The following is a 13,079-nucleotide window of genomic DNA, read 5'->3' as shown; positions in this document are numbered from 1 at the left end:
TCAGCTAACCTCCTGCGTTGGCTTGGATCGACCAAGCGTACGAATAAATAGCTCTTCGAGACGATTTGATTTGTTTTTCATGCTCGTTACCGAAACGCCGCTTTTATTGAGTTGGTCAAATAAGTCAGTGAGCGTTTGGTTGCCCCGCACTTCTACCTCGATGGTGCGCTCATCAACTGGCGTTACCGTAAAGTTATCGAGTGTTGGCATTTCAGATAGTGGTGTACTGATGTCAAGTAAAAAACTTTGACTTTTGAGCTTGGCCAGCAAAGAGCGCGTATCGGTATTTTCGATGATCTCTCCACCATCAATAATACCAATGTTACGGCAAAGCGTTTCAGCCTCTTCCAAATAATGAGTGGTGAGGATAATGGTGGTGCCACGCTCGTTTAAGTCGCGCAAAAAAGTCCACATCGAACGTCTTAGCTCGATATCTACCCCCGCGGTAGGCTCATCAAGAATTAACAGGCGCGGTTCGTGAATAAGCGCACGTGCGATCATTAGCCGTCGCTTCATGCCTCCAGACAAAGTACGGGAGTTCACGTTGCGCTTGTCCCACAGGTCAAGCTCTCGCAGGTATTGCTCGGCGCGGCGTTCAGCAGTTGCACGATCTACGCCGTAGAAACCGGCTTGGTTGAGCACAATTTGACTAACGGTCTCAAACTGATTGAAGTTGAATTCTTGTGGGACTAAGCCAAGGTTTGACTTGGCCTCCCAAGGAGAAGTGATGATGTCATGACCAAACACACTCACCTGACCCGAGGTTGGGCGGACCAGTGAGGTGACGATGCCGATGATGGTTGTTTTGCCAGCCCCATTAGGGCCCAACAGGCCGTAGAAATCGCCCGGCGTCACCTCTAAGTCGACGTCTTTAAGTGCAACAACCCCACCATCGTAGGTCTTATTTAATTGGCGCAGAGAAAGCGCATTCATGATTTTGGAACCGAAAAACCGCTACGTTATCGGTTTAGCCCGCAATAGTGCAAGTGGCTCGACACGGAAGCAGCCGAGGCGTAAACTCAGATGGGTTATATGTATGACGGGAGGGCTCCCCGGGACCCCTCCCGTTTTTGTGAGTAAGTAAGGGGTTATGGCGTAATGACTAGCGCTTTTCTCGCTCTTGAAGACGGATCAGTATTTCACGGCACGGCTTTGGGCGCGAGCGGGTCCACACTGGGCGAAGTCTGCTTTAACACGGCAATGACGGGCTATCAGGAAATTTGCACAGACCCCTCGTATTTTGGCCAAATTGTGACGTTAACTTACCCGCATATTGGGAATACGGGCGTCACCCAGCTCGATGAAGAAGCTGAAGGGCCACAGTTATCTGGCTTGGTCATTAGAGATTTACCGCTACGGGTCAGCAACTGGCGTGCTACCGGGTCGTTGTCTGAGTATCTAGCGCAGCATGGCGTTGTTGGAATTGCCGATATCGATACGCGGCGGTTGACACGTCTGCTTCGAGAGAAAGGGGCGCTGCGGGGCTGCATCGTAGGGGATGGCTCCATGAGTACCGCCGATGCTGTCGAAAAGGCATCGGATCATCCGGATCTAACGGGCCGCGACTTAGTGCAGTCGGTTACCACTGAAACGCAATATGAATGGCGGCTTGGCACGTGGGCGCTGGATCATGCAGAAAAAGAACCGGCTTCCAAAACAGACGCTGAACTGCCTTGGCATGTTGTTGCCTACGATTTTGGTGTTAAGCGAAATATCTTACGGATGTTAGTGGATCGGGGTTGTCGAGTGACGGTAGTGCCCGCATCGACATCTGCCGAGGCAGTATTTGCCCTCAAGCCAGATGGTGTGTTCCTTTCGAACGGCCCGGGAGACCCTGAGCCGCTTGATTACGCCATCGCGGCAACCAAGCAATTTCTTGCAAAAGGGCTGCCCGTATTTGGAATCTGTTTGGGCCATCAGTTGCTCGGCCTGGCAGCGGGTGCGAGCACCTTAAAGATGAAGTTTGGGCATCATGGCGCTAATCATCCCGTGCTGGATCTCGATTCCGGTCGTGTGATGATTTCTAGCCAGAATCACGGCTTTGCGGTAGATGCCGCTACGCTGCCTGCAAATGTGCGCGTCATGAATCAATCCTTATTTGACGGATCACTGCAGGGGATTGAGTTAACTGATCGGCCTGCATTTAGCTTTCAGGGCCATCCAGAGGCTAGCCCGGGGCCGCATGATGTTGCACCGCTTTTTTCTCACTTTATTCAATTGATGGCCGCCCACAAGGGTTAGTAAAGCATGCCTAAGCGTACAGATATAAAGACGGTACTCATTATTGGAGCAGGGCCGATTGTGATCGGTCAGGCCTGTGAGTTTGATTACTCCGGGGCTCAAGCCTGTAAAGCTCTGCGTGAGGAAGGGTATCGGGTGGTATTGGTCAACTCGAACCCCGCCACCATCATGACAGACCCTGATACCGCAGATGCGGTCTATGTTGAGCCAATTACCTGGCAAGTTGTGGCGCAGATTATTGCTCATGAAAAGCCAGATGCGGTGTTACCGACCATGGGCGGTCAGACCGCGCTGAACTGCGCGCTTGATCTGGAGCGGCATGGTGTTCTGGCTGAACATGGCGTAGAAATGATCGGTGCGACCAAAGAAGCCATCGATATGGCTGAGGATCGTGAGGCATTTCGGCAGGCGATGACCCGCATCGGTTTAGACACCCCACGAGCGCGCATTGCTCACACGATGGATGAGGCAAAGGCTGCGCAGGCTGAAATCGGCTTCCCTACCATTATTCGACCGTCATTCACGCTTGGTGGCAGTGGTGGTGGTATTGCGTACAACCAAGAAGAATTTGCCGAAATTTGTGAGCGGGGTTTAGACCTCTCTCCAACCAATGAGCTTTTAATTGAAGAATCCGTGCTCGGCTGGAAAGAGTTTGAGATGGAGGTGGTGCGAGATAAAGCCGATAACGCCATCATCATTTGCGCGATAGAAAACCTTGATCCGATGGGGGTTCACACCGGCGACTCAATTACCGTGGCGCCAGCGCAAACGCTGACAGATAAAGAATATCAGATCATGCGTAACGCCTCGCTGGCGGTATTGCGAGAAATTGGCGTAGAGACTGGCGGGTCTAACGTGCAATTTGCGATTAACCCAGAAAATGGGCGTCTGATTGTTATTGAAATGAATCCGCGTGTTTCTCGCTCTTCTGCGCTGGCCTCAAAGGCCACTGGATTCCCCATTGCCAAAGTGGCGGCAAAGTTGGCTATTGGCTTTACGCTAGATGAGTTGCGTAATGAGATTACGGGTGGTCTGACGCCTGCATCGTTTGAGCCAAGTATTGATTATGTCGTTACCAAAATACCCCGGTTTACTTTTGAGAAATTCAGCCTGGCAAAGCCCGTTCTAACCACCCAAATGAAATCGGTGGGAGAGGTGATGGCCATTGGCCGCACCTTCCAAGAGTCGTTGCAAAAAGCGCTGCGTGGTCTAGAAAATGGCCTTGAGGGGCTTGATCCGCGTTTAGACCCAGCCGATGCCAAGTCTGTGGATCGGTTAGTCCAAGAGCTTCGGCAGCCGGGGCCTGAGCGCCTGCTTTGGGTGGCAGATGGGTTCCGTGCAGGCCTCGATTTAGATGCCGTTTTTGGTCATACCTGGATCGATCCTTGGTTTTTAGCTCAAATCGAAGATCTGATTAACCGCGAGGAAGCGCTTTCCAAATCGGGCGTCTCATCGATGGATGAAGCGGCCATGCGTCAACTCAAGCGGCGCGGCTTTTCTGATGCCCGTATTGCTCGGCTGACTGATCACACCGAACACCAGATTAGAGCATTGCGTCATAAGCTTGACGTGCGTCCGGTTTATAAGCGGGTTGACTCTTGTGCGGCTGAGTTTGCAACGGCAACCGCGTATATGTATTCCACTTACGAAGAAGAGTGTGAGTCGGCTCCCACCAATCAGCGCAAGGTGATGATTCTCGGTGGTGGGCCCAACCGGATTGGTCAGGGAATTGAGTTTGATTACTGCTGCGTGCATGCCGCGCTGGCACTCAGGGAGGATGGCTTTGAGACCATTATGGTCAACTGCAATCCAGAAACCGTCTCGACCGACTACGACACCTCTGATCGACTCTATTTCGAGCCGTTAACGCTTGAGGATGTGCTTGAGATTGTTGCTACTGAGCAGCCCGAGGGCATCGTTATTCAATATGGTGGCCAAACGCCCCTGAAACTTGCGCGTGATCTTGAGGCGTGCGGTGCGCCCATTATTGGTACTTCGCCCGATTCGATTGATTTGGCGGAAGATCGGGAGCGCTTTCAGGGTGTTATTGAGGCGGCGGGTCTCGCTCAACCCCCTAATCGTACCGCGACCAGCGCCGAGCAGGCTTTTGCGCTGGCAGCAGAGATCGGCTATCCATTAGTGGTGCGCCCTTCGTATGTGCTCGGTGGCAGAGCGATGGAAATCGTTTACGAGGAATCTGAGCTTGCGCAATATATGAACGAGGCCGTGAAGGTATCGAATGCTTCGCCAGTTCTGCTTGATCGATTTTTGGATGATGCAATCGAGGTTGATGTCGACGCTGTCTGCGATGGAAATCAAGTGCTCATCGGCGGCATCATGGAGCATATTGAACAGGCAGGCGTGCACTCTGGAGATTCCGCCTGCTCGCTGCCGCCATACAGCCTAGCACCGCACATCAGTGATCAGATTCGCGCGCAAATGCGCGAGATGGCGCTGAGAATGGGTGTGGTTGGTTTGATGAACGCTCAGTTTGCCATTCAGGGCGAATCAATCTTTGTGTTAGAGGTCAATCCACGGGCATCGCGCACCGTGCCGTTTGTCTCAAAAGCAACGGGTGTGCCGTTGGCTAAAATTGCTGCGCGCTGCATGGTGGGTAACGATTTAGAGTCTCAAGGGTTTGTGCGCGAGGTGATACCGGCAAGCTACGCGGTTAAAGAGGCGGTATTCCCGTTTATCAAATTCCCTGGTGTAGATCCGATTTTAGGGCCAGAGATGAAATCGACCGGCGAGGTGATGGGTGTCGGCGCAACCTTTGGCGAGGCTTACGCCAAGGCGCAGCTTGCTGCCAGTGTCGATTTGCCGCGTGCGGGTCGGGTGTTTATCAGTGTGCGTGATGCCGATAAGAACGCCGCTATTGCGGTGGCTCGTGATTTAGAGCGACGCGGGTTTAGCCTTGTGGCAACCGCAGGCACGGGCGCGATGTTACAGGCTGCCGGCATTGATTGCGCGCTTGTTAATAAAGTGGCGGAAGGGAGGCCACATATCGTTGATGCCATTAAAAATGGAGAAATCGACTTGATCATCAATACCACCGAAGGGCGTCTGGCCATTGCAGATTCCTTTTCGATACGCCGCGAGGCGTTGCACAATAAAATTTGCTACACCACAACCATGGCCGGCGCGCGGGCCACCTGTCAGGCGCTCGATTATTTAGATGGAGTTAGCGTTTGCTCCTTGCAGGACCTTTATCGGGAGGCGCGAGTATGAACAGAATTCCATTGACGGTGCGTGGCGCTGAGTTGTTGCGTGATGAGCTGCAGCGGCTGAAATCAGAAGATCGACCGGCCGTGATTAAGGCCATTGCCGAGGCGCGTGCGCATGGCGATTTAAAAGAGAATGCGGAGTATCACGCCGCGCGCGAGCAGCAGGGTTTTATTGAAGGCCGCATTGCAGAGATAGAAAGCAAATTATCCAATGGCCAAGTTATTGATGTGAAGAGCTTGCCAGCTAGCGGCAAAGTGGTGTTTGGCGTTACGGTTTTGTTAGCTGATGAAGAAGATGGGAATGAAAAAACCTATCAGATCGTTGGCGAAGATGAGGCCGATATTAAGGCGGGTCTCATATCGGTGCAGTCGCCTATTGCGCGTGCGCTGATCGGCAAGGAGGAAGGCGATGTCGTTGAGGTCCAAACCCCCGGCGGGCAGCGTGGCTACGAAATTGTCGAAGTCCGTTACGAGTAACGCTCACGACAATCCATTTGATGCGGTCAAACTTGAGCTAGCAGTTATTATTGGGTTGGCCATCGGTGTCTTATTGGTTATCTGGCGGCTCGATTTAAGTCATCTCTTAGAACTGCTCTTGTTGGCGGGCCTAGGGGTGGGCGCTGGCGGTTGGTTAGCGGTGCGCACTCGTCAAGTGTCTGCCCAAGACGACTAATGCCACGTAAACGCAGTAGTCGCCGATGGTTGAGTGAGCACTTTAACGATCCGTACGTTAAAGAGGCTCAGCGGCGCGGGTTGCGTTCGCGCGCAGTGTTTAAACTGCAGGAAATTAATGATCGAGATGAGATTTTTAAGCCGGGGCAAACCGTTGTTGACTTGGGCGCAGCTCCGGGTGGTTGGAGCGAGTATGCAGCGCAGAAGGTTCTGCCAACAGGCCGTGTAGTGGGCATTGATCTTTTGCCGATGCCTGTGCCAGCTGGGGTGGCGTTTGTAAACGCGGATTTTGCCTCAGACGAAGGGCTTGCTGCGCTGGATAATTTGCTTGAGGGGCAGGCAGCGGATGTTGTCCTATCGGATATGGCGCCTAATTTATCTGGAATAAAGGCGGTTGATCAGCCGCGCGCGATGATGTTAGCTGAGTTGGCGCTAGATTTTTGCGATACGCGGCTGAACCCCGGTGGTACATTGTTGGTCAAAGTGTTCCAAGGACAAGGATTTGATGAGCTGCTGACGCAGGTTCGGCAGCGTTTTGGCAAGGTGCAGAGTAGAAAACCAGAGGCCTCACGCGATCGGAGTCGTGAGGTGTACTTGCTAGCCCGCAGCTTTGTTGCGTAGTAATGTGGGCGGAATTGTAAATGATGGGAGTAAGGCGTCTTGAATGACATGGCCAAGAATCTGATCCTGTGGGTCGTCATCGCGGTAGTGCTGATGTCGGTCTTCAGTAATTTCCAAGATCAGGGAACAACTGCTCAAGAGATCCCGTACTCACAGTTTTTGGGTGAGGTTGATACGGGCAGGGTAGATTCAGTCACGATTAGTGGGCCGGTTATTCGGGGCACCCGATCGGATGGGTCAAACTTTAGTACATACAGCCCAGAGACTGACAATAACGCACTGATCGGCCAGCTCATGAATGGCGGCGTAGCGATTCGCGGTGAGGAGCCAGAGGGTCGCAGCATGCTGCTGCAGATTCTGATCTCGTGGTTCCCATTCTTGCTCTTAATTGGTGTGTGGATTTACTTCATGCGGCAAATGCAGGGCGGTGGCGGCGGCCGCGGCGCGATGTCGTTTGGTAAAAGTCGCGCCAAGATGATGTCGGAAGAGCAAATTAAGGTCACCTTTAAAGATGTTGCTGGCGTAGAAGAAGCCAAGCAAGACGTTGTAGAGCTGGTGGAGTTTCTTAGAGATCCATCCAAGTTTCAACGCTTGGGTGGCACCATCCCGCGGGGTGTGCTGATGGTTGGCCCACCCGGAACGGGTAAAACGCTGCTAGCTAAGGCGATAGCTGGAGAGGCCCGTGTGCCTTTCTTCAGTATCTCTGGCTCCGACTTTGTTGAGATGTTTGTGGGCGTGGGCGCCTCGCGTGTGCGCGATATGTTTGCTCAGGCAAAAAAGCAGGCGCCTTGCATTATCTTTATTGATGAGCTTGATGCGGTGGGGCGTCAGCGTGGCGCCGGTTTAGGCGGCGGGCATGATGAGCGTGAGCAAACGCTTAACCAAATGCTTGTTGAAATGGACGGTTTTGAGGGCAGCGAAGGCGTAATTGTGATTGCAGCCACAAACCGCCCAGACGTTCTCGATCCTGCGTTACTGCGTCCGGGCCGTTTTGACCGGCAGGTGGTTGTGCCATTACCGGATGTGCGTGGTCGTGAGCAGATTCTGCGCGTACACATGAATAAAACGCCGCTATCTGACGATGTTGATGCCCGCACGATTGCTCGAGGAACGCCCGGTTTTTCGGGTGCAGATCTGGCTAACCTGGTGAATGAGGCTGCGTTATTTGCGGCCCGTCGCAATAAGCGAGTGGTTGATCAGCAGGATTTTGAAGACGCAAAAGATAAAATCATGATGGGCGCCGAGCGCAAATCAATGGTGATGAGTGAGGCAGAAAAACGCCTCACTGCCTACCATGAGGCAGGCCATGCGATAGTGGGTCTAAAAGTGCCAGAGCACGATCCAGTGCATAAGGTCACTATTATTCCTCGGGGCCGAGCACTGGGCGTGACTATGTTCTTGCCTGAGGAAGACCGCTATAGCTACACCAAGCGGCGTTTGAATAGCTCTATTTGCGGCTTGTTTGGTGGACGAATTGCTGAGGAAATGATCTTTGGCCCAGAAAGTGTCACGACCGGCGCCCAGAGTGATATCCAAAGGGTCACTGAAATTGCCAGAAACATGGTCACCAAATGGGGGCTTTCAGATCGCATGGGCCCATTAGCCTATGGTGAAGATGAGGGCGAGGTCTTTTTAGGCCATCAGGTCACGCAGCATAAGACAATCTCTGACGAAACGGCGCATGCCATCGATGAAGAGGTACGCCGCATTGTTGAGGAAAATTATGCCGAGGCAAAAGCGGTGCTCGAAGAAAACGTTGATATCCTGCATGCCATGGCTGATGCGCTAATGAAGTACGAAACCATTGATCGCGATCAAATTGATGACGTGATGAATGGTCAACCGCCGCGTCCACCAAAAGAGCCACCGGCTGCGCCAACGGCCGACACAGGCGCCGGTGGGGCCGGTGACACCGCGAAGGCCGAAGATGGTAAGGATGGTGATGTTGGCGGCCGTCCAGCGAGTGAGCACTAGTTCCGTACCTTGTGTGATGGGGGTCCTCAATGTGACCCCCGACTCGTTTTCAGACGGGGGTGTTTTCGTACACGCTCAAGCAGCTATCGATCATGCCTGCGCGATGGAGGCTGCCGGCGCTGCTATTATTGATGTTGGCGGTGAATCGACCCGCCCTGGCGCAAAGCCAGTGGCTTTAGCTGAAGAGCTTGATCGGGTCTTACCGGTAATTGAAGCGGTGCACTCCGCGGTTTCTATTCCCATTTCTGTGGATACCAGCAAGCCGGCTGTCATGCGCGCTGCATGCGATGCGGGTGTCCGGTTGATTAATGACGTGCGGGCGCTTACTGAGCCTGGCGCACTGGAAACGGCAGCGGCGCTCGATGTGTCGATTTGTCTAATGCACATGCAAGGCACGCCGGCAACGATGCAGAATAATCCGCACTACGACGATGTCGTTGCAGAGGTTCGCGGTTTTTTGGCAGAGCGGGTGGCCGCGGCCGAAGCAGTTGGAATCGATCGGACAAGACTGATTATTGATCCAGGCTTTGGGTTTGGTAAAACGGATGAGCATAATGCCCAGTTGCTCGCCAATCTGGCCGAACTGGCCACGCTAGGGTTACCGATTTTAGCAGGATTATCTCGTAAGTCTTTGGTTGGGAGGGTTTTAGGTCGTCCTATAGAAGACCGTTTGGCCGGTAGTGTGGCAGCGGCAACGCTGGCAACTTGGAACGGTGCGAGTATTATTCGAGCTCATGATGTAGCAGAAACCGTAGATGCGGTTCGGCTTGTCCAATTCATAAGGAGTCATTGATGGCCAAGCGGTATTTTGGGACCGACGGAATTCGGGGGCGGGTTGGAGAGCCGCCCATCACAGCTGATTTTGTGCTTAAGCTTGGCTGGGCGGCGGGGCAGGTCTTGGCAGGTCGGGGCGTTGGCGAGCAGGTGCTGATTGGCAAAGACACACGTCTTTCAAACTACATGTTTGAGTCGGCGTTAGAAGCGGGGCTGATTGCAGCGGGCATTAATATTCAATTGCTAGGGCCCATGCCCACCCCGGCTATTGCTTATTTGACGCGTACGCTTCGCGCTAATGCCGGCATTGTGATTAGTGCTTCACATAATGGGCATGAGGATAACGGGATTAAGTTTTTCTCAGCGGATGGTTTTAAGCTGGATGATGCCACAGAGCTTGCGATAGAGGCGCAGCTTGAGCGCCCCTTGACCACGGTACCGTCAGCCGCCCTGGGTAAAGCCTCCCGATTAGTGGATGCGCCCGGTCGATATATTGAATTTTGTAAGCATACGCTGCAGCGCGCCAAGGGGTTGGCTGGGCTTACGATTGTAGTCGATTGCGCCAATGGGGCAGGTTATCAGGTTGCGCCTGCGGTATTTGAGGAGCTTGGCGCTCGAGTGATTCGGCGGGGCGTGCATCCGGACGGGCTTAATATTAACGTCGACTGTGGCTCCACCCATATCGAGCCGCTACAGCAAGCGGTGTTAGATCATGGCGCCGATCTTGGTATCGCCTTAGATGGGGATGGGGATCGCGTTATTATGGTTGATGAGACCGGCACCGCGCTTGATGGAGATCAGTTGCTTTGGATTATCGCGCGTGGCAGGCACGCTGCGGGGTTGCTTGCTGGGCCGGTGGTTGGCACGCAAATGAGTAACCTGGGTCTTGAGTTAGCCCTTGAGCAGCTGGGTGTGCCGTTCGAACGCGCTAAAGTTGGCGATCGGTATGTACTTGAGCGGCTTGTGGCAACCGGTGGCACAATTGGTGGAGAGTCTTCTGGGCACCTAGTTTGTTTAGATCGAACCACAACAGGGGATGGTGTGGTGTCAGCACTTCAAGTGCTTGGGTACGCGCTTGATCAACAGCTGCCGCTGAGCTTGCTGGCACGGGGTATGGAAAAGCTGCCGCAATGTATGATCAACGTACCGGTTACCGCGGGCGTTGATGCGCTAAAAAATCAAAGAGTGGGCGATACCGTATCAGCGGTCGAGGCTGAGTTGGGAAAAACGGGGCGCATACTGCTGCGTCCTTCGGGCACCGAGCCGGTTTTGCGCGTGATGGTTGAAGGGGAAGATGCAGGTCGGGTACGCGATGCGGCCGAGCGACTTGCCAGCGAAATTATTGCCGTTACCGAGGTCGCGCATTGATAAAACTGACGCTGCACAGTACCCTTCCTCCTTTTTCTGCGACGGATAAATTTTGATGCGAACTCCGCTTATCGCTGGGAATTGGAAGATGAATGGTCTTGCTGATGCGGCTGGCGCGTTGGCAGAACAGGTTGTTAATGCTGTATCTGGGGTTAGTGGGGTAGATGTTGTGGTGTGTCCCCCAGCCTGTCATTTAGAGCGCGTCGCCAAGGCAATCGCCGGATCGAACGTCGATTTAGGTGCGCAAAATTGTGCAGAAGTGCCGCTTGGTGCGCGCACGGGCGAGATTGCCACGGAAATGCTTTCTGATTTGGGCGCGCGATACGTGATTGTGGGCCATTCAGAGAGGCGGCAGTTTTACGCCGAAACCGATGAGCTAATAGCGCAACGTTATCAACATGCCCTTAGTGCCGGCCTCAAGCCGATTCTGTGCGTTGGAGAAACGCTAGAAGCGCGTGAGGCGGGGCAGACCGAAGCCGTGATTGCGGCGCAAGTTGATGCCGTGGCAGCCGTGCTGGGTGAGGCTGGATTTGGCGATGGCGTTATTGCCTATGAGCCGGTATGGGCCATTGGTACCGGGCGTACGGCCTCTGCTGAGCAAGCACAGGCCGTTCATGCCTTTATTCGCAAGCGGGTTTCAGCAGATTTGCGTATCCTCTACGGAGGCAGCATGAATGCAGATAACGCGGAGGCGCTACTTGAGATGCCAGACGTTGATGGCGGATTGATTGGCGGTGCCTCACTTAAGGCCGATGCATTTGCGGCGATTTGCGCTGCAGCGCGGCAATAGCAGTATTTTGAACCTGGGAATCACATGTACACGATTGTTCTAGCAATTCATCTCATTCTTGCCGTTGCGTTAATCGGCATTGTGCTCATGCAGCATGGTAAAGGCGCCGATGCAGGGGCTGCGTTTGGCAGTGGGGCTTCGAGTACGGTTTTTGGTGCGCGTGGCTCTGCGTCATTCTTGGGTCGTTTAACCGGAATACTGGGTATTTTGTTTTTTATTACCAGTCTTACGCTGGCGATTATGGCCGGCACATTTAGTGACTCAGGCGATAGTGTGATTGATCGTGTGGAACCCGACTCCTTAATCGAAGAGGATACGATGCCACCGGTGCCTGAAGACGCTGCGGGCGAACGGGTTAGCGGCGAGGAAGCTGCACCAGCGCCGGCGGAGTAGGGCTTAAGAAAAACCCGTTATAGGCGTGTTTGGCGGCGGTTTTTGATTGTGGCGACTGCCCTATACTGGTACGCTTAGCGAATAAATTTGGCTACCGTTACGCGGATGTGGTGGAACTGGTAGACACGCTGTCTTGAGGGGGCAGTGGCGAAAGCCGTGCCGGTTCGAGTCCGGCCATCCGCACCATTATTTTATGATTGAAAGTTATCTGCCAGTGCTGGTGTTTATCGTCCTTGCCATGGGCATTGGCGTTGTTCCGTTGTTGGCAGGCTTTGTGCTGGCGCCCCGCCGGCCCGATCAAGACAAACTCTCCCCTTATGAGTGTGGGTTTGAGGCGTTTGAAGACTCTCGGATGCAGTTTGATGTCCGGTATTACCTTGTTGCCATTTTGTTCATCATTTTTGATTTAGAAATTGCCTTTCTTTTTCCATGGGCGATTGTTCTGGATGAAATTGGATTGTTTGGGTTTGGTGCAATGGCGGTATTTATCGGCATCCTGCTAATCGGTTTTCTTTACGAGTGGAAAAAAGGAGCGCTGGAATGGGAATAGAGGGCGTTCTCGAAAAAGGTTTTGTTACCACCTCTGCAGACAAGCTTATTAATTGGGCGCGCACGGGGTCACTTTGGCCGATGACCTTTGGATTAGCCTGTTGCGCGGTAGAGATGATGCATGCGGGAGCGGCCCGGTACGATATGGATCGACTGGGGTTGATCTTTCGGCCTTCGCCTCGTCAGTCTGATGTCATGATCGTGGCGGGCACTCTGGTTAATAAGATGGCGCCTGCGTTGCGCCGTGTTTACGACCAAATGCCGGATCCGAAGTGGGTTATCTCGATGGGGTCCTGTGCCAACGGCGGCGGTTATTATCATTACTCCTATTCAGTCACTCGTGGCTGCGATCGAATTGTTCCGGTTGATATCTACGTGCCGGGCTGCCCCCCAACAGCAGAAGCCCTGCTTTATGGCATTGTTCAGCTGCAGAACAAAATTCGTCGCACTAACACCATCGCACGCTAAGGAGT

At 53.4% G+C, this 13,079-nt stretch carries 13 protein-coding genes and 1 tRNA gene; 13 read left to right on the top strand and 1 reads right to left on the bottom strand.

The window, feature by feature from the left end; genetic code table 11:
• Complete coding sequence (locus tag GH984_RS02125; RefSeq protein WP_369691913.1) at positions 1-936, bottom strand: ABC transporter ATP-binding protein; 936 nt, start codon at positions 934-936, stop codon at positions 1-3.
• Positions 937-1,098: 162 nt separating this feature from the next.
• Here GH984_RS02125 and carA point away from each other — a divergent pair, with 162 nt between their 5' ends.
• The 13 genes from carA to GH984_RS02060 all read left to right on the top strand — a co-directional run bounded on the left by carA (position 1,099) and on the right by GH984_RS02060 (position 13,074).
• The gene (gene carA, locus GH984_RS02120; protein ID WP_153718551.1) at positions 1,099-2,241 is read left to right on the top strand and encodes a glutamine-hydrolyzing carbamoyl-phosphate synthase small subunit; all 1,143 of its coding nucleotides are present in this window, start codon (positions 1,099-1,101) and stop codon (positions 2,239-2,241) included.
• Between the two features lie 6 nt (positions 2,242-2,247).
• Positions 2,248-5,469, top strand: a complete 3,222-nt coding sequence (gene carB, locus GH984_RS02115) for a carbamoyl-phosphate synthase large subunit (RefSeq protein WP_153718550.1) — start codon at positions 2,248-2,250, stop codon at positions 5,467-5,469.
• On the top strand, positions 5,466-5,942 hold the full coding sequence (greA, locus tag GH984_RS02110; RefSeq protein ID WP_153718549.1) for a transcription elongation factor GreA: 477 nt from the start codon (positions 5,466-5,468) through the stop codon (positions 5,940-5,942). Before carB ends, greA begins: the two co-directional genes overlap by 4 nt.
• Positions 5,920-6,138, top strand: a complete 219-nt coding sequence (locus GH984_RS02105) for a hypothetical protein (RefSeq protein WP_172973136.1) — start codon at positions 5,920-5,922, stop codon at positions 6,136-6,138. Before greA ends, GH984_RS02105 begins: the two co-directional genes overlap by 23 nt.
• The gene (gene rlmE, locus GH984_RS02100; protein WP_153718547.1) at positions 6,138-6,758 is read left to right on the top strand and encodes a 23S rRNA (uridine(2552)-2'-O)-methyltransferase RlmE; all 621 of its coding nucleotides are present in this window, start codon (positions 6,138-6,140) and stop codon (positions 6,756-6,758) included. The genes GH984_RS02105 and rlmE overlap by 1 nt, the downstream gene beginning before the upstream one ends.
• A gap of 48 nt (positions 6,759-6,806) precedes the next feature.
• A complete protein-coding gene (gene ftsH / locus GH984_RS02095) occupies positions 6,807-8,732 on the top strand; it encodes an ATP-dependent zinc metalloprotease FtsH (protein WP_153718546.1) in 1,926 nt (641 codons plus the stop codon).
• Positions 8,722-9,525: a dihydropteroate synthase gene (gene folP, locus GH984_RS02090; RefSeq protein WP_501193803.1), complete on the top strand. Its 804-nt coding sequence runs from the start codon at positions 8,722-8,724 to the stop codon at positions 9,523-9,525. Before ftsH ends, folP begins: the two co-directional genes overlap by 11 nt.
• Positions 9,525-10,874 (top strand): phosphoglucosamine mutase, encoded by a 1,350-nt coding sequence (gene glmM, locus GH984_RS02085; protein WP_172973135.1) that lies wholly within the window; start codon positions 9,525-9,527, stop codon positions 10,872-10,874. The genes folP and glmM overlap by 1 nt, the downstream gene beginning before the upstream one ends.
• A 55-nt stretch (positions 10,875-10,929) precedes the next feature.
• A complete protein-coding gene (gene tpiA / locus GH984_RS02080) occupies positions 10,930-11,664 on the top strand; it encodes a triose-phosphate isomerase (RefSeq protein WP_153718544.1) in 735 nt (244 codons plus the stop codon).
• A gap of 24 nt (positions 11,665-11,688) precedes the next feature.
• Positions 11,689-12,057, top strand: coding sequence for a preprotein translocase subunit SecG (secG, locus tag GH984_RS02075; protein WP_153718543.1), 369 nt, complete (start codon positions 11,689-11,691; stop codon positions 12,055-12,057).
• A gap of 101 nt (positions 12,058-12,158) precedes the next feature.
• Positions 12,159-12,243 (top strand) — tRNA-Leu (locus tag GH984_RS02070).
• Between the two features lie 7 nt (positions 12,244-12,250).
• A complete protein-coding gene (locus GH984_RS02065) occupies positions 12,251-12,607 on the top strand; it encodes an NADH-quinone oxidoreductase subunit A (RefSeq protein WP_153718542.1) in 357 nt (118 codons plus the stop codon).
• Positions 12,598-13,074, top strand: coding sequence for a NuoB/complex I 20 kDa subunit family protein (locus tag GH984_RS02060; RefSeq protein ID WP_153718541.1), 477 nt, complete (start codon positions 12,598-12,600; stop codon positions 13,072-13,074). Before GH984_RS02065 ends, GH984_RS02060 begins: the two co-directional genes overlap by 10 nt.
• The last annotated feature ends 5 nt before the right edge of the window (positions 13,075-13,079 follow it).

It is taken from the genome of Spiribacter salilacus (assembly GCF_009649225.1).
Taxonomy (GTDB): domain Bacteria; phylum Pseudomonadota; class Gammaproteobacteria; order Nitrococcales; family Nitrococcaceae; genus Spiribacter; species Spiribacter salilacus.
This window is presented reverse-complemented; position numbering and strand designations above follow the sequence as displayed.